The organism is Paraburkholderia sp. A1RI_3L (genome assembly GCF_048957895.1).
Taxonomy (GTDB): Bacteria; Pseudomonadota; Gammaproteobacteria; order Burkholderiales; family Burkholderiaceae; genus Paraburkholderia; species Paraburkholderia kururiensis.
In genome coordinates, this window is the sequence record NZ_JARCHA010000003.1 from 405,023 (window position 1) to 431,643 (window position 26,621).

Below are 26,621 nucleotides of genomic sequence, written 5' to 3' on the forward strand. Positions count from 1 at the left end.
CGCGCCGCTTCCCGCGACCGGTTCGCGGCCCAGCGGCGCGCGCGGCCCAGGAGACACCAACAATGAGTCAATCGATTGAAGTAAAGGTGCCGGATATCGGCGATTACAAGGACGTGCCTGTAATCGAGATTCTGGTGAAGGCGGGCGATACCGTCGAGAAGGAACAGTCGCTCGTGACGCTCGAGTCGGACAAGGCGACCATGGACGTGCCGAGCCCGGCCTCCGGCACCGTCAAGGACGTGCGGGTGAAGGTGGGCGATGCCGTGTCCGAAGGCTCGCTCATCGTCGTGCTGGAAGGCGGCGATGGCGCGGCCGCCGCGCCGAAGGCGAACGGCGCCGCAGCGCCGGCGCCCGCAGCAGCGGCGCCTCAGGCGGCTCCCGCTCAAGCGGCGGCCGCCGCACCTGCTGCCGCTGCACCGGCCGCAACGGGCGGTGTGCAGGAAGTGAAGGTGCCCGATATCGGCGACTACAAGGACGTGCCGGTCATCGAGGTCGCCGTGAAGGTGGGCGATCGCGTGGAGAAAGAGCAGTCGCTCGTCACGCTCGAATCGGACAAGGCCACCATGGACGTGCCGAGCCCCGCGGCCGGCGTCGTCAAGGAACTCAAGGTCAAGGTGGGCGATGCGGTGTCCGAAGGCACGCTGATCCTGCTGCTCGAAGCCGAAGGCGCGGCCGCGGCTCCGCAAGCTGCGCCGGCTGCGGCGAAGGCGCCGGTCGAGGCGCCCTCGGATGCGCCGCAGGTGCCGCAACGCGCGCCGGTCGCGCAACCGTCGGCGCTCGCGCAGGCTCCGTTGATTCCCGCGGGCGAAGGCGGCGCGCGGCAGGCAAGCCATGCGTCGCCGTCCGTGCGCAAGTTCGCGCGCGAACTGGGCGTCGATGTCTCGCAGGTGCGCGGCACGGGTCCGAAGGGCCGCATCACCCAGGAAGACGTCACGGCCTTCGTGAAGGGTGTGATGACCGGCCAGCGCGCGCCGGCGGCAGCCGGTGCGCCGGCAGCGGCAGGCGGCGGCGAGCTGAATCTGCTGCCGTGGCCGAAGATCGATTTCGCGAAGTTCGGCCCGATCGATCCGAAGCCGCTCTCGCGCATCAAGAAGATTTCCGGCGCGAACCTGCACCGCAACTGGGTCATGATTCCGCACGTCACGAACAACGACGAGGCGGACATCACCGAGCTCGAGGCGCTGCGCGTCCAGCTGAACAAGGAAAACGAGAAGGCGGGCGTGAAGTTCACCATGCTCGCGTTCGTGATCAAGGCCTGCGTCGCGGCACTCAAGAAGTTCCCGACCTTCAATGCGAGCCTCGACGGCGACAACCTCGTCTTCAAGCAGTACTACCACGTCGGTTTTGCTGCCGACACGCCGAACGGTCTCGTCGTGCCCGTGATCCGCGACGCGGACAAGAAGGGCCTCGTCGATATCGCGAAGGAAATGAGCGAGCTCTCGAAGCTGGCGCGCGAAGGCAAGCTCAAGCCCGACCAGATGCAGGGCGGCTGCTTCTCGATCTCGTCGCTGGGCGGCATTGGCGGCACGAACTTTACGCCGATCATCAATGCGCCCGAAGTCGCCATTCTGGGACTCTCGCGTAGCGCGATGAAGCCGGTGTGGGACGGCAAGCAGTTCGTGCCGCGCCTCACGCTGCCGCTTTCGCTGTCGTACGACCACCGCGTGATCGACGGCGCCGAGGCAGCGCGCTTCAACGCGTATCTGGCATCCATCCTGGCCGATTTCCGGCGTGTGATTCTCTGATCGTCCGGCGGGGCGCCGTTGGGCCAGGGCGAGCGGGTCGTGTTGCGCGACCCGCTCGTCCCCCCAGGTTGCCCGGCTTGCTGATGCGCCTGCCGCTGTGTCGCGGGCCCATTGCCTGCCGTTCAACGGCATGACGGCCGCGGCTCCAGACCTCGTGCTGTATGTTGCACAAGCGGTTGCACAAGCGGTTGCGCAAGCGGTTTCGCACAGCGCACCGCCACCACGATCTGCAAAAAGAAGGGGACGTGAATGAGTCTCGTCGAAGTGAAAGTGCCGGATATCGGCGATTTCAAGGATGTCGACGTCATCGAAGTCAACATCAAGCCTGGTGACGTCATCGAGAAGGAGCAGTCGTTGCTCACGCTCGAGTCGGACAAGGCGTCCATGGAAGTGCCCAGCGACGTCGCGGGTACGGTCAAGGAAGTGCGTATCAAGCCGGGCGATAAGGTGTCCCAGGGCACCGTGGTCGCACTCGTGGAAGCAGGGGCCGCGGCAACTGCGGCACCGGCCGCTCCCGCACCGGCTGCGGCGCCTGCTCCGGCCGCCGCTACCCCGCCGGCAGCACCGAAGGTCGCTGCCGCTGCGCAGGCAGGCAGCTACAGCGGCAATGCCGACATCGAATGCGACATGCTCGTGCTGGGCGCGGGCCCCGGCGGCTATTCGGCCGCGTTCCGCGCGGCGGACCTCGGCATGAGGACGGTGCTGGTGGAGCGCTATTCGACGCTTGGCGGCGTGTGTCTGAACGTGGGCTGCATTCCCTCGAAGGCGCTGCTGCACACGGCGCTCGTGATGGACGAAGCCGAAGCGCTGGCCGGTCACGGCATCACGTTCGGCAAGCCGCAGATCGACCTCGACAAGCTGCGCGCGTTCAAGGCCGGCGTCGTGAAGAAGCTCACGGGTGGCCTTGCCGGCATGGCGAAGGCGCGCAAGGTCGAAGTGGTGACCGGCGTCGGCACGTTCGTCGATCCGAACCATTTGGAAGTGCAGGGCGAGGCCGGCAAGAAAGTGGTCCGCTTCAAGCAGGCGATCATCGCGGCGGGCTCGCAGGCCGTGAAGCTGCCGTTTCTGCCCGACGATCCGCGGATCGTCGACTCCACGGGCGCGCTTGAACTGCCGCAGATTCCGCAGCGCATGCTCGTGATCGGCGGCGGCATTATCGGTCTCGAAATGGCGACGGTCTATTCGACGCTCGGCGCGCAGATCGATGTGGTCGAAATGCTCGACGGCTTGATGATGGGCGCGGACCGCGATCTCGTGCGCGTCTGGGAGAAGTACAGCGGCAAGCGTTTCGCCAAGCTGATGCTGAAGACGAAAACCACGAAGGCCGAGGCGAAGCCCGACGGCATCTACGTGTCGTTCGAGGGCGAGGCGGCGCCGGACGGTCCGCAGCGCTACGACCTCGTGCTGGTGGCGGTGGGGCGCAGTCCGAACGGCAAGAAGATCGGTGCGGAGAAAGCGGGCGTCGCGGTGACCGATCGTGGCTTCATCGAAGTCGACAAGCAGATGCGCACCAACGTGCCGCACATCTTCGCGATCGGCGACGTCGTCGGTCAGCCGATGCTCGCGCACAAGGCCGTGCACGAAGGTCACGTCGCGGCGGAAGCGGCGCACGGCGAGAAAGCGTACTTCGACGCACTGCAGATTCCGTCGGTGGCTTACACGGATCCGGAAGTGGCGTGGGCCGGCAAGACCGAAGACCAGTGCAAGGCCGAGGGCATCAAGTACGGCAAGGCCGTGTTCCCGTGGGCCGCGTCGGGCCGCGCAATCGCCAATGGTCGCGACGAGGGTTTCACCAAGCTGATCTTCGACGAAGAGACGCATCGCGTGATTGGCGGCGGCATTGTCGGTCTGAATGCGGGCGACCTCATCAGCGAGGTATGCCTCGCAATCGAGATGGGCGCGGACGCGACGGACATTGGCCGGACGATCCATCCGCACCCGACGCTCGGCGAGTCCATCGGCATGGCGGCGGAGCTGTACGAAGGCGTCTGTACCGACCTGCCTCCGCAGAAAAAGAAGTAAGCGCGTGAGGTGCCGGCGCGAGGCCGGGCTCACTAATCCGTGAGCCCGCGTTTCCCAGGATGCGGTTCCCAGTTCGAACGCGGCTTTCCACGCAGTTCGGACGCCCCTTGAACGCAGGCAAATGAAAACGGCGCACCCTTTGCAGGGTGCGCCGTTCCTGTTTCAGCGGGCTTCCGGCAGGCCGACAGCGCTTACCGCGTTGCCTGGGCGGCTCAGGCGTCGCCGCGCTCTCGCGCGCACACGCCTGTTCCCATCTGTTCCTTAGACAGCCTTCTTGGCCGATGCCGAGCGCGAAGCTTGCGCGGCAGCCTTCGACGCAGCGGCCGTAGCGGCGTTGAAGTTGCTTTCGGCGATCTCGACAGCCTGCTTGGTAGCCTTGTGAACCGTTTCGTACGTCGTGTTCGCGGCGGTGATGGCCGACTTGATCACGGCGACGGCGGTTTCCGAACCGGCCGGAGCGTTCTTGGCGACGTTGTCGACGAGCGATTGGACCTTGCGGTTCTGGTCTTCGTACTGCGCTTCGGCGACACGTGCGAATTCGGCTTGCGTGGCCGAGGCGATTTCATACAGATGACGGCCGTACGACAGCACCTTTTCGGCTACCGGCTGCGTGAGGCTGGCTTGCAGTGCGAGCAGTTCCTGCGCGTCTTTTGCCGACAGCACGCGCTGGGCGTTTTCCTGGCCTTCCGCGATGGTCGACTTCACGACCTGGAGGTTCAGCTCGACGAGTTTCTCCATGCCCTCGAACGCCTTGCCGGTCAGGCCGAAGAGGGTTTCGAGGTTGGCCTTCTGCGCAGCGACGATTTGCTCGGGGGTCAGCAGATTCATGTTTTCGCTCCTGGGAACGGCCTGTCTGGCGCAGACCGTGTTGATAAGTGGCAAGACGGTGGGACTCCGCTGCGTCGCGTGTTCCATTTGTGCGTCGCAACATTGAACGTGATTTTAGGATACGTGCACCAAAAGTCAAGCGCTTTTTGTGCGGCGCACAACGTCGATAAATTCTCGATAAAACAGTTGGTTATGCCGGGCGCATGTCACTTCGGCGGGCTGGTGGGCAGTCCGGCTTGCACCAGTCGGGTGCGCGTGCATTCGCAATAGTCTGCCGCTGGCCAACGCGGGCGACGTGCGCAGCAACCAGCATTCCGAACGTCGACATCGACCCCCTGGGATATATCCGTAGGGCATCAGGTAAACCGAATGGGTCGCGGAACGTTAAAGTTAAATTACGGTCGAACGCGCGGTCTGTGTGGCGCGACCGTGACAGTCGAAAGGCGAATGCCACAAGATCTGTCCGCATTTTCGACACGCTCGTCCCGAGCGGCCAGGCGAGGCGCCACGAGGCGGCGCTCGCCAGAGCGATCGTATTTCCCCTGATCAAGAACATCCTCGAGTCTGCCGTTAATCCGGGAAAGTCTCTCATCGGAAGGTGAGAGGGCGCCGGACGCGCCGGGGAACGCTGCGCGATTGATTGCTTTTCTGCATCAATCGGATGGTCTTTATTGTGCTTATCAATAGGACCTTACGATTCGGTTTAAGGTGCACTGATAAGTGCTTAATATTGCTAATTTTTCGTGGTTTTACTACACTTGCGGAAAAATCCTGCCGCTCCTTCCAGAACACCAATGAAAACCGACTTGCTTTCGTCGCTAAAAGTGATCCACGGCGCGGCACTCAGCACCGCACTGTCGGTGGCTGCTTCCGTGGTCATTGGCGCGGCTTTCGCCGTGCCCGCTGACGCTTTCGCAGCGTCGAGCACCGCTCCTTCCCAATCGCACCAGGGCAAATCGGCGAAAAAGCCGGGCGCAAGCCATAAGACCGTGGCCCGGTCCTCGAAGGTCGTAGCCAAATCGGCTGCGGCGACTGCGGACGTCGCTCGTCCGGTCGCGAAGAAACGGCGCGTCACGTACACGATGGGCCGCCATCACGGCGTGCGCCGCGTCGCGTTCGAACCGCGTACGCCGTCAGCCGGCCAGGCGTTCGGCCTCCACGAAACGCCCGACGCGCTCATGCTGCGTTCGAGCGTCGCGTACGTGGTGGACCAGAACACGATGGAGCCGCTCTTCGACAAGAATTCGACCGCCGTCGTGCCTATCGCCTCGATCACGAAGCTGATGACCGCGATGGTCGTGCTCGACTCGAAAGAGTCGCTCGCGGAGCAGATCGAAGTCACCGACGAGGACCGCGACTACGAGAAGAACACGGGCTCGCGCCTGGCCGTGGGGTCGGTGCTCTCGCGCGAAGACATGCTACACATTGCGCTGATGGCGTCGGAAAACCGCGCGGCAGCCGCGCTGTCGCGTTACTACCCGGGCGGCCGTCCTGCTTTTATCGCCGCGATGAACGCGAAGGCGAAGCAACTCGGCATGACGGATACGCACTTCGAGAACTCGACGGGCCTGACGAGCCTCAACGTCTCGAGCGCCCGCGATCTCGTCAAGATGGTGAACGCCGCGTACCAGTATCCGCTGATCCGCCGGTTCTCGACCGATCGCAGCTATGAGGTGTACACGGGCCGTCGTTCGCTCGCCTACAACAGCACGAACGCGCTGGTGCGCGGCGCGAATTCGACGTGGGACATCGGCCTGCAGAAGACCGGCTTCATCAACGAAGCAGGCGAGTGCCTCGTGATGCAGGCGACCATCCACGGCCGCCCGATGATCATGGTGCTGCTCGATTCGTCGGGCAAGTATTCGCGCTTCGCCGACGCCACGCGTTTGCGCACGTGGCTCGACAATGGCGGCGATCAGCCGCACATCACGAGCGCGGACGCAGGCGGCGCCGGCACCTGATCGACGTCTCTGCCTGCCGGCGCGTATAACCGTGCCGGTCGCTGCAACAAAAAGCCCGCTTCATCAAGCGGGCTTTTTTCATGGCCGCTGCGATAGACGTGTCACACGTATATCGCAGCGGTCGAGGTTCTACGAGCTTGGGTGCTTACGCCGCTTGCGAACTGCCGTGCGTACTCGCCTCGGCTGCCTCGGGATGGTAGCCGAGCGCTTCCGAAATGCTCAGCGCCGTGCGGCTCAGATGGGCGAGCCACGAGTCCTGCAGCCGGTCGGCCGGTGCCGAGAGCGACAGGCCGGCCACCAGCTTGCCCGTATCGTCGTAGATGCCCGCGGCGATGCATCGCACCCCGAGCTCCAGTTCCTCGTTGTCGCGTGCGCATGCCTGCTGGCGCACGTGCATGAGCTCGCGTTCGAGCCGGGCGAGGTCCGTGATGCTGTTCTGCGTGTGGCCCGAGAGGCCCGTGCGTGTGGCATAGGCGCGCACACGGCTGGCCTCGTCGGCGGCGAGGAACAGCTTGCCGACGGACGTGAGGTGCAGCGGCGCGCGGCCGCCGATGGCGCGCACCACCTGCATGCCGGAGCGCTCGGAATAGGCGCGTTCGATGTAGACGATCTCGTCGCCCTGGCGCACGGACAGGTTCACGGTCTGGCCCGTGAGACGATGCAGCTCGCGCATGGGTTGCAGCGCAGCATCGCGCACGGAGAGGCGCGCCTTGACGAGATTGCCGAGTTCGAGCAGCCGCATGCCGAGACGGTACGTGCCCGGATCGGACCGGTCCACGAGCCGGCACGTCACCATGTCGTTGAGAATGCGGTGGGCGGTGGAGGGGTGAAGTTCGGTGCGCTGCGCTAGCTCTTTCAGGCTCACAGGGTCGCTGTGCGCGGCCAGTGCATCGAGCAGGCGCATCATGCGTTCGATCACCTGGATCGAAGTCTTGGGATCCGGATTGGTGTCGCTCATTGGAACCAGGGCGGTTGACGCGTCAAACAACGAAGCCACGATTGTATCTCGTATAGTGAAAAAATGGGCGTATCCCGGGCGCTCGGGGTGTTCGGGGTGAATTTTCCGCTGCGACGCGGCATGTGCCGGCGGTTTTTCAGGTCGCGCGCGAACGTTGGTCGTCGACGCCAAAAGCCGCATAATCGAGGGCGTTTTTTCGGAGGAGCGCCCATGCGAGTCGGATTGTTCGTCACCTGCCTGATCGACCTGATGCGTCCCGAGATCGGTTTTTCGGTCATCAAGCTGCTCGAGCAGGCGGGCTACGAAGTGGTCGTGCCGCCGGCCCAGACGTGTTGCGGTCAGCCTGCCTACAATTCCGGCGAACGCGGCGTGGCCCGCGACCTCGCCGAGAAGATGCTGCGCGAGTTCGAGCAGTTCGATTACGTCGTGGTGCCCTCGGGCTCGTGCGGCGGCATGATCCGCGTGCATTACGGCGACCTGCTGCGCGACGACCCGGAACTCATGAGCCGTTACGGGCGGCTGCGCGGCCGCGTATTCGAACTTACGGACTTTCTCGTCAACGTCGCGAAGGTGCAGCTGCAGCCGGGCGCGTTCAAGGGGCCCGTCACCTACCACGATTCGTGTTCCGGGCTGCGCGAGCTCGGCGTCAAGGCGCAGCCGCGCGCGCTGCTTGCGCAGGAGGGCGTCGAAGTGGTCGAGATGAAAGACTGCGAGCACTGCTGCGGCTTTGGCGGCACGTTTGCCGTGAAGTACGGCGATATCTCGACCGCGATCGTCGACGAGAAGTGCGCCAACGTGCACGCGAGCGGCACAAGCACCGTGGTGCTGGGCGACCTCGGCTGCATGCTGAACATCGAAGGCCGGCTGCGCCGCACGGGCGACACGTCGACGCGCGTGCTGCACATCGCACAGGTGCTGGCGGGCGACGCCGGCAAAGACTAAGGGGCACGCATGCAAGTCCAGTCGATGCAGTTCAAGGCGCGGGCGGGGCAGAAACTCGCTGACGTTCGCCTGCAGCAGAACCTCACGAAGCTCTCGACGAAGTTCGTGTCGGCGCGTGCCGTAGCCATGACCGATATCGACTTTCCCGCCACGCGGGCCGCGCTCAAAGAGCGCCGCAACCGCGCGCTGGAGAATCTCGACGTCTGGATCGAGACCTTCGAGCGCGAGGCCGCGCGCCGCGGCGTGACCGTCCTCTATGCCGAGACGACGCGGGACGCGGCGCAACTCGTGGCCGACATCGCCCGCCGGCACGACGTGAAGAAGGTGATCAAGACGAAGTCGATGGTCTCGGAGGAAATGCGCCTCAACGAGGTGCTGGGCCAGATGGGCGTGCAGTCCATCGAGACCGATCTCGGCGAGTACATCCTTCAGATCAATCACAACGAGCCGCCCAGCCACATCATTGCGCCCGTCGTGCACAAGGATAAGGAAGAGATCGCCGACCTGTTCGCGAAGACCCACGAGCGGCCTCGCCTGACCGAGATTCCGCAGATGACGCGCGAGGCGCGCGAGGTGCTGCGTCCGCATTTCCTCTCGGCGGACATGGGCGTGACGGGCGGCAACTTCCTGATCGCGGAGACGGGTTCGGTCGCGCTCGTGACCAACGAGGGCAACGAGGGCATGTGCACCGTCATGCCGCGCGTGCACGTGGCCGTGACCGGCATCGAAAAGATCCTGCCGACGCTCGAAGATCTCGCCACTGCAATGCGGCTATTGCCGCGCTCGGCGACCGGGCAGGCGATCTCGAACTATTTCTCGGTGCTGACGGGCCCGCGTGGCGCGGACGACCAGGACGGCCCCGAGCATATGTACGTCGTACTCGTGGACGGCGGTCGCACAGGGCTCATCGGCGGCGACTTCCAGGAGATGCTGCGCTGTATTCGCTGCGGCGCCTGCATGAACCATTGCCCCGTGTACCAGAAGGTGGGCGGGCACGCCTACGGTTGGGTCTATCCTGGGCCGATGGGGTCGGTGCTCACGCCGAGCTACGTGGGCCTCGACAAGGCGCTCGACCTGCCGCAGGCCGCGACGCTCTGCGGCGAGTGCAACAGCGTGTGTCCGGTGGGCATCCCGCTCTCCGACCTGCTCCGCAAGCTGCGCGAGAAGCAGGTGGAGCGGCATCTGCGTCCGTGGCGCGAGCGGGCGGGGCTTGCTGCCTGGGGCTGGCTCGCGTTGCATCCCGAGGCGTATTCGCTCTTCACGCGGCTTGCCGTTCGTGTGCTGGAGAAACTGGGCGGCAAGAATCGGGCGATCGCGCGCCTGCCGCTAGCCGGCGGATGGACGAATACGCGCGACATGCCGGCGCCTGTCGGGCGGACCTTCCGCGAACTCTACGCGGCGCAGCGCAGCCACGTCGGGTAGGGCGAAGCGGCGGTTCGAAACTGCGGTTCTGTCGGCCCGTGCCTCAACGTGGCGCGGACGTTGCCGTGCGTTCTGTCAAAGAGTTCCGCCGCTTCGCGAGCACTGTTTATCCCGAGACAACAGAGTGTTCACTTCGGGCGGGTTTTTCCCGATTGCCGGCGCTCTTATCATTTCGACTGCCGCCCGTGCGTGCCGCGGGCCACCCGTCGAGAGAGCGCATCATGAGAAAGAAAATATCGCTTTACTGGCCACTGGCCATCGCTACGCCGCTGCTCATAGCCGTCGCTGCCGCCAGTCTGGCTAGCCTCTATGGACCACGCGATTCCGAATCGCGTGCCTCGCAACTGCCGTCGGGCAACGACCAGTTCGCCGCCGAACTCGCGCGTACGGTGTCGTACGGCCTTGTCGACAGCGAGGCGCCTGTGGCTGCGAAGACGACCGAACGGGCGGGTGCGGCCCTGGGTTCGTCGCAGGCACTCTGAGTTCGTGGCCTGCTCGTCTTTCGTCATGCCGTTGTCCTCGCGCGCGGTCGCTCCGGTCCGGCGCGTGAGGCTGCGGGCGCGATCGAGCGGGCCTTTGTATAATCGCCGCTCAGCCTTTTTTCGCCGCTCGCCCGCGCCGCTTTTTCCGATGAACACGGTCTCGATCTGTTTCGTCTGCCTCGGGAACATCTGTCGTTCCCCGACCGCGGAGGGCGTGATGCGGCATCTGGTGAACGAGGCGGGGTTCGAGGAGCGCATCCATATCGACTCGGCCGGCACGGGCGACTGGCATATCGGCGAAGCGCCGGACCCACGCGCCCAGCATGCAGCCGGCGCACGCGGCTACGATCTCTCGGCGCTGCGCGGCCGCCAGATCGGGCGTGCGGATTTCGAGCGGTTCGACTTCCTACTCGCCATGGACGAGGCGAACGTGGCGGCGCTGCACAGCGTGTGCCCGCCGACGTTGCGCCACAAGATTCGGCTGCTGATGGAATTTGCGTCGCCCGGTGCGGCGCGCGAAGTATCCGACCCGTATTTCGGCGGGGCGGAGGGTTTCGAAGCCGTCCTGGATCAGTGCGAGGCGGCCTGCGCCGGCCTGTTGGCCGTGCTGCGCGAGCGTCTTGCGGCGTGACGCAAGACGGCCGGTTGCAGTTTTGTTCCTTTTTTGCCCCTTTCGGGGCGTTCCGATAACCCGAATCATGTCATGGATACTTGACTAAAAGAGTCATGTATTTATACTTGACGAAAATTGTCGAGAATTGCGGTTCCCCATACATCATGAGACTCACCACGAAAGGCCGTTTCGCCGTCACGGCGATGATCGACCTGGCTTTGCGCCAGGAGCAGGGCCCGGTGACGCTGGCCGGTATCAGCCAGCGCCAGCACATCTCGCTGTCCTATCTCGAACAGCTGTTCGGCAAGCTGCGCCGTCATGAAATCGTCGAGTCCGTGCGCGGACCGGGCGGCGGCTACAATCTTGCCCGCCGTGCCGAGGACGTGACGGTCGCCGACATCATCATCGCGGTCGACGAGCCGCTCGATGCCACCCAGTGCGGCGGCAAGGGCACGTGCGACGGCACGAAGCAGGTCGACGGCCACTGCATGACCCACGAGTTGTGGTCCACGCTGAACCAGAAAATGGTCGAGTACCTCGACTCGGTGTCGCTCAAGGATCTCGTCGACCAGCAGCGGGCGCGCGAAGGCGCGGCCGCGGCGGTGCTGCGCGATCGCCGCACCGAAGCCAAAGCGGTCGAGCCCGTGCGGGCCACGCCGAAGGGACCGAACTCCATCTTCAACATGGCCAGTTCCTGAGCCTCGCTGCGCGTCTCGTGCGAAGCGGCTGGCGTGTCGATTCCGCCAGTTTTGCCGCGAGGCGCCGCGGGCTGGAGCATGCAAGCAACACACCGATTTCCCGGAGCGATAGATGAATAACGATATTCCCCACCTGCCCATCTACATGGACTACAGCGCGACGACGCCGGTCGATCCGCGCGTGGTGGACAAGATGATCCCGTATCTGCGCGAGCAGTTCGGCAACCCCGCCTCGCGCAGCCACGCGTATGGCTGGGACGCCGAGCACGCCGTCGAGGAAGCGCGCGAAAACGTCGCGGCGCTCGTGAATGCCGATCCGCGCGAAATCATCTGGACCTCGGGCGCGACGGAGTCGGACAACCTCGCCATCAAGGGCGCGGCGCACTTCTACAAGAGCAAGGGCAAGCACATCGTCACGGTGAAGACCGAGCACAAGGCCGTGCTCGACACCTGCCGCGAACTCGAACGCGAAGGGTTCGAAGTCACGTATCTGGACGTGAAAGACGACGGCCTGATCGACCTCGACGTCTTCAAGGCCGCGCTGCGTCCCGACACGATCCTCGTTTCCGTCATGCACGTGAACAACGAAATCGGCGTGATTCAAGACATCGCGACGATCGGCGAGATCTGTCGCGAGAAGGGCATCATTTTTCACGTGGACGCCGCGCAGGCCACGGGCAAGGTCGAAATCGACCTGCAGAAACTGAAGGTCGACCTGATGTCGTTCTCGGCACACAAGACCTATGGCCCGAAGGGTATCGGCGCGCTTTACGTGCGTCGCAAGCCGCGCGTGCGCATCGAGGCGCAGATGCACGGCGGCGGCCACGAGCGCGGCATGCGCTCGGGTACGTTGGCCACGCACCAGATCGTCGGCATGGGCGAGGCGTTTCGCATTGCCCGCGAAGAAATGGCAACGGAAAACGAGCGCATCCGCATGTTGCGCGACCGCCTGTTCGCCGGCCTTTCGCAGATCGAGGAAGTCTATGTGAACGGCGACATGGAACAGCGTGTCCCACACAACCTGAACATCAGCTTCAACTTCGTGGAAGGCGAGTCGCTGATCATGGCAGTGAAGGACGTGGCGGTGTCGTCCGGGTCGGCGTGCACGTCGGCGTCGCTGGAACCGTCGTACGTGCTGCGCGCGCTTGGCCGCAACGACGAACTGGCGCACAGCTCCATTCGCTTCACGGTAGGCCGCTTCACGACGGAGCAGGAAGTCGACTACGTGATCAATCTGCTGAAGAACAAGATCGCCAAGCTGCGCGAGCTGTCGCCGCTTTGGGAAATGCACCAGGACGGCATCGACCTGTCCACCATCCAGTGGGCCGCGCACTGAGCGCGCCGATTTCGGCGGCGACAGGCGAGAGACCCGAAACGAATCAAGGAGTGAATCATGGCATATAGCGATAAGGTTCTGGATCATTACGAAAACCCGCGCAACGTCGGTTCGTTCGCGAAAGACGACGATGCGGTCGGCACCGGCATGGTGGGCGCTCCGGCCTGCGGCGACGTGATGAAGCTGCAGATTCGCGTGGGCGCAGACGGCGTGATCGAAGACGCGAAGTTCAAGACGTACGGCTGTGGCTCGGCGATCGCGTCGAGTTCGCTCGTGACGGAATGGGTGAAGGGCAAGACGCTCGACGAGGCGCTCTCGATCAAGAACACGCACATCGCCGAAGAACTCGCGCTGCCGCCGGTGAAGATCCACTGCTCGATTCTCGCGGAAGACGCGATCAAGGCCGCGGTGGCGGACTACCGTCAGCGTCATGGCGCGCAGACGCCCGCCACGGCCGAAGCCGCGGATGCCGAAGCGAAGCACGCAGCGGCTTGAGTGGCAAGCGAGCCGCTGCGAAGCGGCCAGCAAGAGCGGCAAGCAAGAGTGGTAACCAGGCGGCAACTGAGCAGCAAAACAGCCTGTCCGGCTGACGGGCAGGGTCAGTGGCAAGTGGTTTAACGAACGGATGCAGGCAGGGTTGCGCGGCGGCGCTGATGCTGGAAACGTTCCGGAGCATTCCGGGGCGCAGCAAGGCGGCGCTTCGTGCGACGAAGACGCTATGGCTATTACGTTGACGGAAAAGGCGGCACAACACGTGCAGAAGTATCTGTCCCGGCGCGGCAAAGGCATCGGGCTGCGGCTCGGCGTGCGTACGACGGGCTGTTCGGGTCTTGCGTACAAGCTCGAGTATGTCGACGAGTTGTCGGCGGAGGACCAGGTGTTCGAGAGCAACGGCGTGAAGGTCATAGTGGACCCGAAAAGCCTGGCCTATATCGACGGCACCGAGCTCGACTTCGCACGCGAGGGCCTGAACGAAGGCTTCAAGTTCAACAACCCGAACGTGAAGGACGAGTGCGGCTGCGGCGAGTCGTTTCGCGTATAAGCGGGCGCACGCACAAGAAAGGCGGCACGGGCCGCCTTTTTTTGATTCGCGTCCGGCATGCCGCCGGATAGCCGGCCTTTTCACGACCTTGTTTCCACCCACCTGTTCCTTTTGAGCATGGCCTCGCTGACCGATAGCCACTTCGCCCTGTTCGGCCTGCCCGAGCAATTCGCCATCGAGACGAACGCGCTCGACGAGGCCTATCGCACCGTGCAGTCGCAGGTGCATCCGGACCGCTTCGCGGCGGCCGGCGACGCGCAGAAGCGCATTGCGATGCAATGGGCGACGCGCGCCAACGAGGCCTACCAGACGCTGCGCAACCCGCTGCGCCGCGCGACGTACCTGCTGCATCTGCGCGGCATCGACGTCGGCGCCGAGAACAACACGGCGATGGAGCCGGCCTTTCTGATGCAGCAGATGGAATGGCGAGAGAGCATCGAAGACGCGGCCGCGGCGAAAAACGTCGGTGCGCTGGACGCGCTCCTGGCCGAACTGCGCGACGAAGAGCGTGCCCGCCTCGACAAGCTCGCGGCGCTGCTCGACAGCGGCGCCAACCAGGCGGCGGGCGAAGCGGTGCGTCAGCTCATGTTCATCGAGCGCGTGGCGGCGGACATCGATACGCAGATCGAGCGGCTTGAAGGCTAAGCGCGCGGCCACGACACGAACACACCTACATTGACGGGCCACGCGGCCCGCGAGAGATCAGAGACACACATCACAGATGGCCCTACTGCAAATCTCCGAACCCGGCATGGCGCCCGCGCCGCACCAGCGGCGGCTCGCCGTCGGCATCGACCTCGGCACCACGAACTCGCTCGTCGCGGCCGTGCGCAACGGCCTGCCCGACGTGCTGCCCGACGAGGAGGGCCACGTGCTGTTGCCGTCGGTCGTGCGTTACCTGGAAAAGGGCGGACGCCGCATCGGCCGCGTGGCGAAGGCTGAGGCGGTGCTCGATCCGCGCAATACGATCGTGTCCGTGAAGCGCTTCATGGGGCGCGGCAAGCATGAAGTGGAGGGCGCCGAAAACGCGCCCTACGATTTCGTGGACGCGCCCGGCATGGTGCAGATCCGTACCGTGGACGGCGTGAAGAGCCCGGTGGAAGTGTCCGCGGAAATTCTGGCGACGCTGCGGCAACGCGCGGAAGACACGCTCGGCGACGAACTGGTGGGTGCGGTGATCACGGTCCCCGCGTATTTCGACGACGCCCAGCGCCAGGCCACCAAGGACGCCGCGCGTCTTGCCGGCCTCAACGTGCTGCGCCTGCTCAACGAACCCACCGCGGCGGCGATTGCCTACGGTCTCGACAACGGCGCCGAAGGCCTCTACGCCGTGTACGACCTGGGCGGCGGCACGTTCGACCTCTCGATCCTGAAGCTCACGAAGGGCGTTTTCGAGGTGCTGGCGGCGGGCGGCGACTCGGCGCTCGGCGGCGACGATTTCGATCACGCGTTGTTCCGCCACGTGCTCGGCGAAGCGGGGCTCGACGCGAAGACGCTTAAGCCCGAAGACGTGCGCATGCTGCTCGACCACGTGCGCGTGGCGAAGGAAGCGCTCTCGGCCGCGCCTACGGCGAGAATCGAGGCGACGCTCGCCAACGGCACGAAGCTCGACCTCACCGTGGACGAAGCGACCTTCGAAACGTTCACGCGCGACCTCGTGCAGCGCACGCTCGGCCCGACGAGAAAGGCCCTGCGTGACGCAAAGGTGACGCCCGCCGACATCAAGGGCGTGGTGCTTGTCGGCGGCGCGACGCGCATGCCGGTGATCCGCCGTGCGGTAGAAGCGTTCTTCGGCCAGCCGCCGCTCACGAATCTCGATCCGGACCAGGTGGTCGCGCTCGGCGCGGCGATCCAGGCCGATCTGCTCGCCGGCAATCGCGGCGAAGACGACTGGCTGCTGCTCGATGTGATTCCGCTGTCGCTCGGCATCGAAACAATGGGTGGCCTCGCCGAGAAGATCATCCCGCGCAACTCCACCATTCCGGTGGCGCGCGCGCAGGATTTCACGACGTTCAAGGACGGTCAGACCGCCATGGCGATTCACGTGGTGCAGGGCGAGCGCGAACTCGTGTCCGACTGCCGCTCGCTTGCGCGTTTCGAGTTGCGCGGCATTCCGCCGATGGCCGCCGGCGCCGCGCGCATCCGCGTGACGTTCCAGGTGGACGCGGACGGCCTGCTGTCCGTGTTCGCGCGCGAGCAGTTGTCGGGCGTGGAGGCGTCGGTCGTGGTGAAGCCCTCGTACGGCCTTGCCGACGACGACATCGCGAAGATGCTCGAAGACAGCTACACGTCGGCCGAGACCGACATGCGGGCACGCGCGCTGCGCGAAGCGCAGGTCGAGGCGCAGCGCCTGATCGAAGCAACCGGCGCGGCGCTCGCGGCCGACGGCGAATTGCTCGATGCCGCCGAGCGTGCGGAGCTGGACCGCCTCGTGGTTGGCTTGCGCGAGGTCGCGGCAGGCGAAGATGCCGATGCCATCGAGGCCGCGACCCAAGCGCTCTCCGAAGGCACCGACGAATTCGCCGCGCGCCGCATGGACAAGGGCATCAAGCGCGCGCTGGCCGGGCGTCGGCTCGACGAGATCGGGTGAGCGGGGCCTTTCGTCATATCGCTTTCGGGTCGCAACGCTCGCTTCATCGCGGCGGTCTCGGCTCGTACGCTTTCGACGTCCACGAAGTCCACTCGGCGCTGCGCGCAAGGGGGCCCGCGAGGCGACCGCAATGCGGCTGTGTACGTGCGACAAGCCCACGCCGTCAGCGATTTCCCGATGCTGCGCCGCGCGCGCCCCAGGTAAAATGATGCGGAACCCGATCGTCGACGACCGGTGGCCGCGCCCGAACCGCTAATCAAACGGAATTGGTCATGCCTCAAATCGTTGTGCTGCCCCACGTCGAACTGTGCCCGGATGGCGCCGTCATCGAAGCTACGCCTGGCAAGAGCATCTGCGATACGCTGCTCGACGCCGGCATCGAGATCGAGCACGCGTGCGAGAAGTCCTGCGCGTGCACGACCTGCCATGTCGTCGTGCGCGAAGGTTTCGAAGCGCTCACGCCGTCCGAGGAAGACGAGGACGACCTGCTCGACAAGGCATGGGGCCTCGAACCCACTTCGCGTCTGTCGTGCCAGGCGATCGTGCCGCAGAGCGAGGACCTCGTGATCGAGATCCCGCGCTATTCGATCAACCACGCGAAAGAGAACCACTGACAGGAGCGAGCCGCCATGAAATGGACCGACACGCAAGACATTGCGATGGCCCTCACGGACACCCATCCGCAGGTCGATCCGCAGTACGTGCGTTTTACGGATCTGCACCGCTGGGTGACCGAACTCGAGGGCTTTGACGACGACCCGAACCGGTCGAACGAAAAGATTCTGGAGGCGATTCAGGCGGCGTGGATCGAAGACGCCGACTACTGACGGGAAGTGGATCGTTCGCGCGATTAGGAAACGAAAAAGGCGATTCGCACATTTTGCGAATCGCCTTTTTCGTATCGGGACATCGGAGTGCTGCCAGCGAGCGCCGGGGCCGCCAGCGAGGCGCTCTCGCAGTGGGTCAGTAAGCCACCAGCGTGCCGTTCTCAACGCGTACGCGCTGGCCTTGCTGGAACGGCGGCGCCTGGTGATACGTGAAGTAGCGGGTCTTGCCGTTCTCCATGTGCACGCGCACCGAGTAGCTGGTGGTGCTGCGCAGATGCTTTTCCACCGAATTGCCGGCGAGACCGCCACCCAGCGCGCCGAGCAGCGTCATGGCCGTGCGTCCGTTGCCCGAACCGAACTGGTTGCCGACCACGCCGCCCGCAACGGCACCGCCTACTGCGCCGATACCGGTTCCGTGGCCTTCGGTGCGTACGGCCGAGATCGCTTCCACGGTGCCGCAACTCTGGCAGTACGCGGGCTGTGCCGGTTCACGCTGCGCGTAGGGCTGTTGCTGGGCATATGTCTGCGGTTGCTGTCCCGGTGCGGCTTGTTGCGCGTACTGAGCTTCCTGGCCCGGCGCGGGCTGAGCAGGGGCCCGTTGAACGGGGACCGGTTGCTGCGTCTGCGTGGGTTGTTGCGTTTGGGCGTACGTGTTGGGGTTCGCCGGCTGCGAAGAATCGACCACGGGCTGCGACGCAATGGCCGCGGACTGAACCTGATTGTTCTCGGCGCTGCCGCTCGTGGCCTTCGGGAACAGGCCGGTAATGGCTGCGGTGGCAGCGAGGCTTGCCACGATGACAGTGCCTGCGGCGACGGCGATGAGCGGATGAAGGCGGCGCGTCTGTGTGGGTTGAACGTTGGTCGGGTTATTCATTTATGGCCTCCGTCGTGACAGAGTCGGTGTTTATCAGACCAAGTGTCGCCCACTTCGATCCATCGGACTTTTTCACTTTGTAACCAAATCCGGCGGGCAGCCGGCAAGGAAAGGCGAGGCTACGCTCCGGTCCGGCAAAACCGCGTCGGTGCGGCCTCTAGCCGCGGCACCACCAGGCGGCGCGAAAACGGGATCGAATCCATTTACCGATAGTTACAACCATCGGGAAAGCCCGGGAACGCATGCTGCGTGCGCCACGCGCGTTAGGCGCAGTACAAACAAAAAGCGCCGGGCGATATGCCCAGCGCTTTCTCAGATCAACCCACCGGCGGTTCCGCCTCAATACGCCGACGGCGCCACTCTGCGATCAGTCTTCGCGACGCAGGTGCGGGAAGAGGATCACGTCGCGGATGCTCGGGCTGTCCGTGAGCAGCATGACGAGCCGGTCGATGCCGATGCCGCAGCCACCGGTCGGCGGCATGCCGTATTCGAGGGCGCGAATGTAGTCGGCGTCGTAGTACATCGCTTCCTCGTCGCCGGCGTCCTTCTGCTCGACCTGTTTCTTGAAGCGTGCCGCCTGGTCTTCCGGATCGTTGAGTTCCGAGAAGCCGTTCGCGATTTCGCGCCCCGTGATGAACAGCTCGAAACGCTCGGTGATGCCCGCCACTTTGTCCGACGCACGTGCGAGCGGCGAGACTTCCACCGGGTAGTCGATGATGTAGGTGGGCTCCCACAACTGCGATTCCGCGGTTTCTTCGAAGAGCGCGAGTTGCAGCGCGCCGAGTCCCGAGTTCAGGAACTTGGGTTCGGTGGTGTCCACGCCGAACTTCTTCAGTTCGGTGCGCAGGAACGCGTCATCGCCCAGTTGGGCCGGCGTGTAGTCCGGCGCGTACTTCTGGATGGCCTGCGTGATCGTGAGCCGATGGAACGGCTTGCCGAGGTCCAACTCGCGGCCTTGGTAGACGAGGGTGGCCGTGCCGAGCGAATCGATGGCGGCCTGGCGGATCAGCCGCTCGGTGAAGTCCATGAGCCACGTGTAGTCGGTGTACGCGGCGTAGAACTCCATCATCGTGAATTCCGGGTTGTGGCGCGGCGAGACGCCCTCGTTGCGGAAATTCCGGTTGATCTCGAACACGCGCTCGAAGCCGCCCACGATCAGCCGCTTCAGATACAGCTCCGGCGCGATGCGCATGAACATTTCCATGTCGAGCGCGTTGTGGTGCGTGATGAACGGCTTGGCCGCCGCGCCGCCCGGAATGGGGTGCAGCATCGGCGTTTCCACTTCCATGAATTCGGCGTCGGACATGAAGCGGCGAATCGACGAGATCGCCTTCGTGCGCGCGACGAAAGTCTTGCGCGCCTCGGGCGTCACGATCAGGTCGACGTAGCGCTGGCGGTAGCGCATTTCCTGGTCTGCGAGGCCGTGGAACTTGTCCGGCAGCGGACGCAGCGCCTTCGAGAGCAGGCGCAGCTCCGTGCAGCGCACGGAAAGCTCGCCCTTGTTGGTGCGAAACAGCACGCCGCGCGCCGCGACGATGTCGCCCAGGTCCCACTTCTTGAACGCGTCGTAGGTGGCTTCGCCCACGTCGGCGGGCGTGACGAAGAACTGGATCTGGCCCGAGCCGTCTTGCACCGTCGCGAAGCTCGCCTTGCCCATCACGCGCTTGAGCATCATGCGGCCGGCCACGGCCACGTCGAGCGCTTCGGCTTCGAGCGTTTCCTTGGTGGCCTCGGCGTAGGCCGATTGCAGTGCCGCGGCCTGATGGGTGGGACGGAAGTCGTTGGGGTAGGCGACGCCTTGCTCGCGCAGCGCGCGCAGCTTTTCGCGGCGCTCGGCCATGATCTGGTTGTCGTCCAGTTCGGGGGCGGCGTTCGGCTGGGTGGGTTCGGTCATGATCGGTTGATGTTCGGTAGCGGGCCGGCGCGGCTTATACGCCCTGCTTGAGGCTCGCGCTGATGAAGTCGTCGAGGTCGCCGTCGAGCACCGCTTTCGTGTTGCTCATTTCGACGTTGGTGCGCAGGTCCTTCACGCGGCTCTGGTCGAGCACGTAGGAGCGGATCTGATGGCCCCAGCCCACGTCCGACTTGCTCGATTCGAGCTTGTCCTGCTCGGCCTGGCGCTTGCGCAGTTCAGCCTCGTAGAGGCGCGACTTCAGCATGGCCATTGCTTCGGCGCGGTTGCGGTGCTGCGAGCGGTCGTTCTGGCATTGCACGACGATGCCGGTCGGAATGTGCGTGATGCGCACGGCCGAGTCGGTCTTGTTGATGTGCTGACCGCCCGCGCCCGACGCGCGGAACGTGTCGATACGCAGATCGGCGGGATTGATGTCGATTTCGAACGACTCGTCCACCTCGGGATACACGAACACCGACGAGAACGAAGTGTGGCGCCCGCCCGACGAATCGAACGGCGACTTGCGCACGAGGCGGTGAATGCCGGTTTCGGTGCGCAAAAAGCCGTAGGCGTATTCGCCTTCTACCTTGATGGTCGCGCTCTTGATGCCGGCCACGTCGCCTTCGGACTCTTCGAGCACTTCGGCCTTGAAGCCCTTGCGTTCGCAGTAGCGCAGGTACTGGCGCAGCAGCATCGACGCCCAGTCGCACGCTTCGGTGCCGCCGGCGCCGGCCTGGATGTCGATGAAGGCGTTGTTCGGGTCCGCGGGGTTCGCGAACATGCGGCGGAATTCGAGGTCGGCGACGCGCTTCTCGATGGCGGCCGCGTCGGCTTCGCAGGCGACGAGCGTGTCTTCGTCGTTTTCCTCGCGGCCCATCTCGAACAGTTCCTGCGTGTCACGCAGGTCGTTGCTGATGCCGGTGAGGGAGGTGACCACGCCTTCGAGCAGCTTCTTTTCCTTGCCGAGTGCCTGGGCGTGCTTCGCATCGTCCCAGACGTTCGGGTCTTCGAGTTCCTTGTCGACTTCGGCTAGACGCGCAGATTTGGCGTCGTAGTCAAAGATACCCCCGAAGCTCGTCTGCGCGACGGCGCAGGTCGGCGAGAGAGCTTTCGATCGCGTTCAGACGTTCCGCTTCCATGTCGGTCCTGATTTGATGCTGTAAAAACGTGAAATTATAGCCGATCGCGCGGTCACGCCGCCGCGTGTTCCACGATCAGCTGCACCCGCGAAACGCCGTTCCAGGTGTCCGAGGCGAGCCGGTAGGCGAGCATGGTGCGCGCCGGCAGCAAGTCGGTGTGGTTGAACCAGATCGCGTTGTAGCGCTGGCGGCCGCGCAGCAGTTGCAGTTTGAGATGCCGGTCCTTCACGAGCGCCTGCGAGACCACGTCGAATTCGCCCGAAAAGACCGGCGCCGGGAAGCCCTGGCCCCAGACCGCGGCATCGAGCATCTCGACGAATTGCGGCGTGAAGTACGCGTCTTCGAGTTCGCCGTCGGTCTCCACGATGCGCGCGAGCGCGTCGTCGGACAGCCATTCGCGCCCCACGGACTCGAACGCGGCGGTGAAGCGCGCCACGTCGGCACAGGCGATCGTGAGGCCGGCCGCCATGGCGTGGCCCCCGAACTTCAGGATCAGCCCCGGCTCGCGCTTCGAGACGAGGTCGAGCGCGTCGCGCAGATGAAAGCCCGCAATCGAGCGGCCCGAGCCGCGCGCGAGCACGCCGCTTTCGTCGGCGGGCGCGAAGGTGAACACCGGACGGTGGAAACGTTCCTTGAGCCGCCCCGCGACGATGCCGATCACCCCCTGATGCCAGGCGGGGTTGAAGAGCGTGATGGTGGCGGCGCCTGCGGGGTCGACGAGCGCGAGGTCGTCGAGCGCCTGTTGCTGCATGCCGGCCTCGATCTCGCGGCGCTCGCGGTTCATCGCGTCGAGCTGCTGCGCGAGTTGCCAGGCGCGGCCCACGTCGTCGGTGGTGAGGCATTCGATGCCGAGCGACATGTCCGAGAGACGTCCCGCCGCGTTCAGCCGCGGGCCGAGCGCGAAGCCGAGGTCGAAGCCCGAAGCGCTGCGCGCGTCGCGTCCCGCGGCCCGAAAGAGCGCGGCGATGCCCGGCTGCATGCGGCCGTTGCGGATGCGCTGCAGGCCTTGCGCGACGAGCACGCGGTTGTTCGCGTCGAGCTTCACGACGTCGGCCACGGTGCCGAGCGCCACGAGATCGAGCAGGCCGTCGAGCCGCGGCTCGGCGCGTCCGTCGTTGAACGTTCCGCGCCGGCGCAGTTCCGCGCGCACGGCGAGCAGCACGTAGAACATCACGCCTACGCCCGCAATGCATTTGCTCGGAAAGCCGCAGCCCGGCTGGTTCGGGTTGACGATGGCGCGTGCGGCGGGCAGCGTGTCGCCGGGCAGGTGATGGTCGGTGACCAGTACCTCGATGCCGAGCGCGTTGGCCGCCTCCACGCCCTCGACGCTCGCAATGCCGTTGTCCACGGTGATGAGCAGATCGGGCTTGCCGCCCGGCCGGGCCGCCGCGAGTGCGACGATCTCCGGCGTGAGCCCGTAGCCGTACTCGAAGCGGTTCGGCACGAGGTAGTCCACCTCGCCGCCGAACATGCGCAGGCCGCGCACCGCGACGGCGCAGGCGGTGGCGCCGTCGCAGTCGTAGTCGGCCACCACCAGCATGCGGCGTTTTGCTTCGATGGCGTCGGCCAACAGCGCAGCGGCTTCGTCGCAGCCGCTCAGCATGGCGGGCGGCGTGAGGCGCGCGAGGCCGGTTTCGATCTGGGCGGGTTCGCACACGCCGCGTGAGGCATACAGGCGCGCGAGTACGGGATGCAGGCCGTGGCGGATCAGGACTTCGACGTCAGCCATGGACGCTGCGCGGGTAACGATTCGGGTCATGCTGTTCGGTGCGTGCTGCTGCGGTTGTGGCGGTGGTCGCGGCCGTTGTCGGGGCTTCGACGCACGGCGGCCGGCCGGTGCGAATGCCTGAGCGAATGCCTGAGCGCCGCGCTCATTCGATGAAAAGCGACGCGAAGATGCGCCGGCGCCAGAATTTGCGCAGGTCGCCGCGCGTGACGGCGAGCGTGACCGAGCCCGTGTCGCCGCACAGCGTGAGTTCGAGCGCGCGCAGTTCGCCCTTTTGCAGCGCGGCGAGGGCGGGCGCGAACCAGTCGCGCTCGAGCGCCGCGAATGCCGCGTTCCAGCGTGCCCAGTCCTGTTCGACGAACGGTACGGAGAACGGATCGAGTTCGACGAGCGTTGCGCCGTCGTCCGGGCGCGGTTGCGCTTCGCGCAACGCCGCGAACGCCGCGAACGTCGCGGGCGGTGTGTCGTGCGGCGTTTGTGCCGCGAGTGCGAGGCCACGCGTAGCGACGGCATCCGAGTACACGCGAGCGAACGGGCTCGTGACGGGCTGCGCCGCGCCCTGGCCGTGGAACCAGATCGAATTGACGGCCGGCAGGCCGCGCGCCTCGCGCGCCTCGTTCACGGGATGCTCGAACCAGGCCATCTGGATCTCGTTCTGCAACTTCATCCAGAGGCGCGAGCGTTCCCCGGTATGGGCCTCGTGCGGCAGCCAGATTTCGATGTTGCGGCCGCTCGCGCGCAGCGGCGAGGCGCCCGCGAGCGTGCCGAACGCGTCGCTCGAGAGGTACCAGCGTCTTGGCGTCGGCGCCTCCATGCGTACGCCCAGTTCTTCGATGAGCGGCCGCGCGAGGTCGTGGAGCACGGCGGCTTCTTCGTCGGTCAGTTCGAGCGCGGCCGGATCGACCAGCACGAGATGGTCGTGCGCAATGCGCACGTGCACGGGTTCCACGCATGCCCACGTGGCATCGCCCGGCTTGCCGCCGTCGGCGCGCAGCATGTACGGCGCGAGCGGCGCTTCGTCCGCCGCCGCGGCGCCGGCGGGCACGGCGCCGAAGCGGCGTGCCACCCAGCGCTCGTGCGGCAGCGTGCGCTGAAAGTCTTCGCCGATCACACGCTCCACGAGCGTCGCACGCGCCACCAACTGGTCGAGCGCGGGGTGGGCGAGATGGGCAAGCGCGGTGGAAGCGTCGGCTGCGGAGGGCAGCGCGAAAGGCAGGAGCAGGTGCAGACGGTGGAGGGGTTCGACGTGCATGATGGTGCGCATTGTATGGCAAACTTCGCGGTTGATTTGATCGCCACGGCGCGCCGGGACGGCTGCGGGACGGAACCATCGGCCGCCATCCGCGGCCCAACTCGACAATGGGCTGACTGGGCTGACGATGCACGGCCGGCTCGCCACACGTTGCAGGATGGTCCGCACTGCGTCCGCCCGGCGCGTCGCAGCGCAGTCGCACGACAGGCATCACCACAGGAATCACGCGCCGGGGGCGCAAACAAGGATTCGCTTGAAACTTCCCTACGAATATCAGATCGGCCTGCGCTACACGCGCGCAGGCAAACGCACGACCGGCAACGGCTTCATCTCGTTCATCGCGCTCGTTTCCATGTCGGGCATCGCGCTCGGCGTGGCGGCGCTCATCGTGGTGCTCTCGGTGATGAACGGCTTTCAGCGCGAAGTGCGCGACCGCATGCTCTCGGTGCTTGCGCACGTCGAAATTTTTTCGCCGACGGGATCGATGCCCGACTGGCAGCTCACTGCGAAAGAGGCGCGGCAGAACCCCTCGGTGATCGGCGCGGCGCCGTATGTGGATGCCCAGGCGCTTCTGACGCGCGGCGATACCGTGAGCGGCGTGGCGCTGCGCGGCGTGGAGCCGTCGCTGGAGCCGGAAGTCTCCGACATCGGCAAGGAAATGAAGGCGGGGCAACTGACCGATCTCACGCCGGGCAGCTTCGACATCGTGCTGGGCGCGGACCTCGCGGCCAACCTCGGCGTGCAGATGGGCGACAAGATCACGCTTGTCGCGCCCGAAGGCTCCATGACTCCCGCGGGCATCCTGCCGCGTCTCAAGCAGTTCACCGTGGCGGGCGTGTTCGAGTCGGGCCACTACGAATACGACAGCACGCTTGCGCTCGTGAACATCCGCGACGCTCAAGCGCTGTACCGGCTGCCGGCGCCCACCGGCGTGCGGCTGCGCCTGAAGGACATGCAGCGCGCACCCGAAGTTGCGCACCAACTGGCGCGCAAGCTTTCGGGCGACCTCTACATCCGTGACTGGACACAGCAGAACAAGACCTGGTTCTCGGCCGTGCAGATCGAAAAGCGCATGATGTTCATCATCCTCACGCTGATCATCGCGGTGGCCGCGTTCAATCTCGTCTCGTCGCTCGTGATGACGGTCACCAACAAGCAGGCCGACATCGCGATTCTGCGCACGCTCGGCGCGCAGCCGGGCTCCATCATGAAAATCTTCGTCGTGCAGGGCGTGACCATCGGCTTCGTCGGCACGGCAACGGGCGTCGCGCTGGGCTGCCTGATCGCCTGGAGCATCCCGTGGCTCGTGCCGATGATCGAACACCTGCTCGGCGTGCAGTTCCTGCCGCCGTCCGTCTACTTCATCAGCGAGCTGCCTTCCGAGCTGGTTGCCTCCGACGTGATTCGTATCGGCGGCATTGCCTTCCTGCTCTCGGCGCTCGCTACGCTCTATCCCAGCTGGCGCGGCGCGAAGGTTCGCCCGGCGGAGGCGCTGCGCTATGAATGATCTCTCTCTTGCTACCGCGAAGGCCGCAGGCCCGGCCGGCCACTCGCCTTACGTGCTCGAAGCGAGCGGCATCTCGAAGTCGTTCGTGCAGGGCGGCCTCGACGTGTCGGTGCTCACAGACGCGGAACTCGTCGTGAAGCGCGGCGAGAAGCTCGCCATCGTGGGGGCCTCGGGCTCGGGCAAGAGCACGCTGCTGCACGTGCTGGGCGGGCTCGACGAACCGAGCGCGGGCGCCGTGTCCGTGCTCGGCAAGCCGTTCACGCAGCTTTCCGAGCGCGAGCGCAACGATCTGCGCAACCGCGCGCTCGGCTTCGTCTATCAGTTTCACCACCTGCTGCCCGAGTTTTCCGCGCTCGATAACGTCGCGATGCCGCTGCGCATTCGCCGCATGGCGACCGAGGACGCGCGCCGCGAAGCGCTCGCGATGCTCGAGCGCGTAGGGCTGGGACATCGTGCGAAGCACCGGCCGGGCGAGCTGTCGGGGGGCGAACGGCAGCGCGTGGCGATTGCGCGGGCGCTGGTGACGAAGCCCGCCTGCGTGCTCGCCGACGAGCCTACCGGCAACCTCGACGGCACCACCGCCGACACGGTGTTCAACCTGATGCTCGAGCTCTCCGAAACGCTCGAAACGAGTTTCGTGATCGTCACGCACGATCCCGACCTGGCCGGCCGTTGCGACCGCATCCTGCGGCTGCGTGACGGCGCGCTGCACGAGGAGCCGGTGGCGCATCACGGCTGAACCTGCGGCGCGTTTCGATGGTTC

At 65.4% G+C, this 26,621-nt stretch carries 24 protein-coding genes; 17 read left to right on the forward strand and 7 right to left on the reverse strand.

Going from position 1 to position 26,621, the window contains the following annotated elements; translation table 11 throughout:
- The first annotated feature begins 62 nt into the window (after positions 1 to 62).
- Together aceF and lpdA are read left to right on the forward strand one after the other, a co-directional pair.
- Entirely contained in the window at positions 63 to 1,745 is a 1,683-nt protein-coding gene (gene aceF / locus PXJ20_RS11580; RefSeq protein ID WP_413213659.1) for a dihydrolipoyllysine-residue acetyltransferase, read from the forward strand.
- A 249-nt stretch (positions 1,746 to 1,994) separates the two neighbouring features.
- Positions 1,995 to 3,767, forward strand: coding sequence for a dihydrolipoyl dehydrogenase (gene lpdA, locus PXJ20_RS11585; RefSeq protein ID WP_421030766.1), 1,773 nt, complete (start codon positions 1,995 to 1,997; stop codon positions 3,765 to 3,767).
- A 261-nt stretch (positions 3,768 to 4,028) separates the two neighbouring features.
- Here lpdA and PXJ20_RS11590 read toward each other — a convergent pair whose 3' ends face one another.
- A complete protein-coding gene (locus PXJ20_RS11590) occupies positions 4,029 to 4,595 on the reverse strand; it encodes a phasin family protein (protein ID WP_017777983.1) in 567 nt (188 codons plus the stop codon).
- Positions 4,596 to 5,389: 794 nt separating this feature from the next.
- Between PXJ20_RS11590 and pbpG the strand changes: the two genes are divergently transcribed.
- Positions 5,390 to 6,556 (forward strand): D-alanyl-D-alanine endopeptidase, encoded by a 1,167-nt coding sequence (pbpG, locus tag PXJ20_RS11595; RefSeq protein WP_017777984.1) that lies wholly within the window; start codon positions 5,390 to 5,392, stop codon positions 6,554 to 6,556.
- A gap of 145 nt (positions 6,557 to 6,701) precedes the next feature.
- Here the strand turns inward: pbpG and PXJ20_RS11600 are convergent, their stop codons facing one another.
- The gene (locus PXJ20_RS11600) at positions 6,702 to 7,514 is read right to left on the reverse strand and encodes an IclR family transcriptional regulator (protein ID WP_017777985.1); all 813 of its coding nucleotides are present in this window, start codon (positions 7,512 to 7,514) and stop codon (positions 6,702 to 6,704) included.
- A gap of 210 nt (positions 7,515 to 7,724) precedes the next feature.
- Here PXJ20_RS11600 and PXJ20_RS11605 point away from each other — a divergent pair, with 210 nt between their 5' ends.
- From PXJ20_RS11605 to iscX, 12 genes are all read left to right on the forward strand, one after another.
- Entirely contained in the window at positions 7,725 to 8,456 is a 732-nt protein-coding gene (locus tag PXJ20_RS11605; protein ID WP_421030767.1) for a (Fe-S)-binding protein, read from the forward strand.
- A 9-nt stretch (positions 8,457 to 8,465) separates the two neighbouring features.
- Entirely contained in the window at positions 8,466 to 9,878 is a 1,413-nt protein-coding gene (locus PXJ20_RS11610) for a lactate utilization protein B (RefSeq protein WP_277597807.1), read from the forward strand.
- Positions 9,879 to 10,099: 221 nt separating this feature from the next.
- Entirely contained in the window at positions 10,100 to 10,360 is a 261-nt protein-coding gene (locus PXJ20_RS11615) for a hypothetical protein (protein ID WP_413213662.1), read from the forward strand.
- A 148-nt stretch (positions 10,361 to 10,508) separates the two neighbouring features.
- Positions 10,509 to 10,991, forward strand: a complete 483-nt coding sequence (locus tag PXJ20_RS11620) for a low molecular weight protein-tyrosine-phosphatase (RefSeq protein ID WP_421031006.1) — start codon at positions 10,509 to 10,511, stop codon at positions 10,989 to 10,991.
- A gap of 146 nt (positions 10,992 to 11,137) precedes the next feature.
- On the forward strand, positions 11,138 to 11,671 hold the full coding sequence (iscR, locus tag PXJ20_RS11625) for a Fe-S cluster assembly transcriptional regulator IscR (protein WP_017777990.1): 534 nt from the start codon (positions 11,138 to 11,140) through the stop codon (positions 11,669 to 11,671).
- A gap of 112 nt (positions 11,672 to 11,783) precedes the next feature.
- Complete coding sequence (locus tag PXJ20_RS11630) at positions 11,784 to 13,007, forward strand: IscS subfamily cysteine desulfurase (protein WP_126875741.1); 1,224 nt, start codon at positions 11,784 to 11,786, stop codon at positions 13,005 to 13,007.
- Positions 13,008 to 13,064: 57 nt separating this feature from the next.
- Complete coding sequence (iscU, locus tag PXJ20_RS11635) at positions 13,065 to 13,502, forward strand: Fe-S cluster assembly scaffold IscU (RefSeq protein WP_017777992.1); 438 nt, start codon at positions 13,065 to 13,067, stop codon at positions 13,500 to 13,502.
- A 223-nt stretch (positions 13,503 to 13,725) separates the two neighbouring features.
- Positions 13,726 to 14,049 (forward strand): iron-sulfur cluster assembly protein IscA, encoded by a 324-nt coding sequence (gene iscA, locus PXJ20_RS11640; RefSeq protein WP_042301183.1) that lies wholly within the window; start codon positions 13,726 to 13,728, stop codon positions 14,047 to 14,049.
- Between the two features lie 117 nt (positions 14,050 to 14,166).
- On the forward strand, positions 14,167 to 14,694 hold the full coding sequence (gene hscB, locus PXJ20_RS11645) for a Fe-S protein assembly co-chaperone HscB (RefSeq protein ID WP_017777994.1): 528 nt from the start codon (positions 14,167 to 14,169) through the stop codon (positions 14,692 to 14,694).
- Positions 14,695 to 14,770: 76 nt separating this feature from the next.
- Positions 14,771 to 16,639, forward strand: a complete 1,869-nt coding sequence (hscA, locus tag PXJ20_RS11650) for a Fe-S protein assembly chaperone HscA (protein ID WP_421030768.1) — start codon at positions 14,771 to 14,773, stop codon at positions 16,637 to 16,639.
- 272 nt (positions 16,640 to 16,911) lie between these two features.
- Positions 16,912 to 17,253: an ISC system 2Fe-2S type ferredoxin gene (gene fdx, locus PXJ20_RS11655; protein WP_017777996.1), complete on the forward strand. Its 342-nt coding sequence runs from the start codon at positions 16,912 to 16,914 to the stop codon at positions 17,251 to 17,253.
- 15 nt (positions 17,254 to 17,268) lie between these two features.
- Complete coding sequence (iscX, locus tag PXJ20_RS11660; RefSeq protein ID WP_017777997.1) at positions 17,269 to 17,466, forward strand: Fe-S cluster assembly protein IscX; 198 nt, start codon at positions 17,269 to 17,271, stop codon at positions 17,464 to 17,466.
- Between the two features lie 136 nt (positions 17,467 to 17,602).
- Here iscX and PXJ20_RS11665 read toward each other — a convergent pair whose 3' ends face one another.
- From PXJ20_RS11665 to PXJ20_RS11685, 5 genes are all read right to left on the reverse strand, one after another.
- The gene (locus PXJ20_RS11665; RefSeq protein WP_421030769.1) at positions 17,603 to 18,340 is read right to left on the reverse strand and encodes a glycine zipper 2TM domain-containing protein; all 738 of its coding nucleotides are present in this window, start codon (positions 18,338 to 18,340) and stop codon (positions 17,603 to 17,605) included.
- Positions 18,341 to 18,707: 367 nt separating this feature from the next.
- On the reverse strand, positions 18,708 to 20,234 hold the full coding sequence (lysS, locus tag PXJ20_RS11670) for a lysine--tRNA ligase (RefSeq protein ID WP_421030770.1): 1,527 nt from the start codon (positions 20,232 to 20,234) through the stop codon (positions 18,708 to 18,710).
- Positions 20,235 to 20,268: 34 nt separating this feature from the next.
- Positions 20,269 to 21,373 (reverse strand): peptide chain release factor 2 gene (prfB, locus tag PXJ20_RS11675; protein WP_126875737.1). Its coding sequence is split into 2 segments (ribosomal slippage): positions 20,269 to 21,291 and positions 21,293 to 21,373, totalling 1,104 coding nucleotides; the frame shifts between segments, so codons are not numbered across the junction.
- A gap of 52 nt (positions 21,374 to 21,425) precedes the next feature.
- Entirely contained in the window at positions 21,426 to 23,132 is a 1,707-nt protein-coding gene (recJ, locus tag PXJ20_RS11680) for a single-stranded-DNA-specific exonuclease RecJ (protein WP_421030771.1), read from the reverse strand.
- A gap of 112 nt (positions 23,133 to 23,244) precedes the next feature.
- On the reverse strand, positions 23,245 to 24,363 hold the full coding sequence (locus PXJ20_RS11685) for a regulator (protein WP_421030772.1): 1,119 nt from the start codon (positions 24,361 to 24,363) through the stop codon (positions 23,245 to 23,247).
- 241 nt (positions 24,364 to 24,604) lie between these two features.
- Between PXJ20_RS11685 and PXJ20_RS11690 the strand changes: the two genes are divergently transcribed.
- Both PXJ20_RS11690 and lolD read left to right on the forward strand, forming a co-directional pair.
- The gene (locus tag PXJ20_RS11690) at positions 24,605 to 25,858 is read left to right on the forward strand and encodes a lipoprotein-releasing ABC transporter permease subunit (protein WP_421030773.1); all 1,254 of its coding nucleotides are present in this window, start codon (positions 24,605 to 24,607) and stop codon (positions 25,856 to 25,858) included.
- Positions 25,851 to 26,597, forward strand: coding sequence for a lipoprotein-releasing ABC transporter ATP-binding protein LolD (gene lolD / locus PXJ20_RS11695; RefSeq protein WP_421030774.1), 747 nt, complete (start codon positions 25,851 to 25,853; stop codon positions 26,595 to 26,597). The genes PXJ20_RS11690 and lolD overlap by 8 nt, the downstream gene beginning before the upstream one ends.
- Positions 26,598 to 26,621 lie beyond the last annotated feature (24 nt).

Coding starts and splice junctions, on each gene's coding strand:
- aceF (WP_413213659.1), top strand. CDS start 63: ATGAGTCAATCGATTGAAGTAAAGGTGCCGGATATCGGCGATTACAAG.
- lpdA (WP_421030766.1), top strand. CDS start 1,995: ATGAGTCTCGTCGAAGTGAAAGTGCCGGATATCGGCGATTTCAAGGAT.
- PXJ20_RS11590 (WP_017777983.1), bottom strand. CDS start 4,595: ATGAATCTGCTGACCCCCGAGCAAATCGTCGCTGCGCAGAAGGCCAAC.
- pbpG (WP_017777984.1), top strand. CDS start 5,390: ATGAAAACCGACTTGCTTTCGTCGCTAAAAGTGATCCACGGCGCGGCA.
- PXJ20_RS11600 (WP_017777985.1), bottom strand. CDS start 7,514: ATGAGCGACACCAATCCGGATCCCAAGACTTCGATCCAGGTGATCGAA.
- PXJ20_RS11605 (WP_421030767.1), top strand. CDS start 7,725: ATGCGAGTCGGATTGTTCGTCACCTGCCTGATCGACCTGATGCGTCCC.
- PXJ20_RS11610 (WP_277597807.1), top strand. CDS start 8,466: ATGCAAGTCCAGTCGATGCAGTTCAAGGCGCGGGCGGGGCAGAAACTC.
- PXJ20_RS11615 (WP_413213662.1), top strand. CDS start 10,100: ATGAGAAAGAAAATATCGCTTTACTGGCCACTGGCCATCGCTACGCCG.
- PXJ20_RS11620 (WP_421031006.1), top strand. CDS start 10,509: ATGAACACGGTCTCGATCTGTTTCGTCTGCCTCGGGAACATCTGTCGT.
- iscR (WP_017777990.1), top strand. CDS start 11,138: ATGAGACTCACCACGAAAGGCCGTTTCGCCGTCACGGCGATGATCGAC.
- PXJ20_RS11630 (WP_126875741.1), top strand. CDS start 11,784: ATGAATAACGATATTCCCCACCTGCCCATCTACATGGACTACAGCGCG.
- iscU (WP_017777992.1), top strand. CDS start 13,065: ATGGCATATAGCGATAAGGTTCTGGATCATTACGAAAACCCGCGCAAC.
- iscA (WP_042301183.1), top strand. CDS start 13,726: ATGGCTATTACGTTGACGGAAAAGGCGGCACAACACGTGCAGAAGTAT.
- hscB (WP_017777994.1), top strand. CDS start 14,167: ATGGCCTCGCTGACCGATAGCCACTTCGCCCTGTTCGGCCTGCCCGAG.
- hscA (WP_421030768.1), top strand. CDS start 14,771: ATGGCCCTACTGCAAATCTCCGAACCCGGCATGGCGCCCGCGCCGCAC.
- fdx (WP_017777996.1), top strand. CDS start 16,912: ATGCCTCAAATCGTTGTGCTGCCCCACGTCGAACTGTGCCCGGATGGC.
- iscX (WP_017777997.1), top strand. CDS start 17,269: ATGAAATGGACCGACACGCAAGACATTGCGATGGCCCTCACGGACACC.
- PXJ20_RS11665 (WP_421030769.1), bottom strand. CDS start 18,340: ATGAATAACCCGACCAACGTTCAACCCACACAGACGCGCCGCCTTCAT.
- lysS (WP_421030770.1), bottom strand. CDS start 20,234: ATGACCGAACCCACCCAGCCGAACGCCGCCCCCGAACTGGACGACAAC.
- recJ (WP_421030771.1), bottom strand. CDS start 23,132: ATGACCCGAATCGTTACCCGCGCAGCGTCCATGGCTGACGTCGAAGTC.
- PXJ20_RS11685 (WP_421030772.1), bottom strand. CDS start 24,363: ATGCGCACCATCATGCACGTCGAACCCCTCCACCGTCTGCACCTGCTC.
- lolD (WP_421030774.1), top strand. CDS start 25,851: ATGAATGATCTCTCTCTTGCTACCGCGAAGGCCGCAGGCCCGGCCGGC.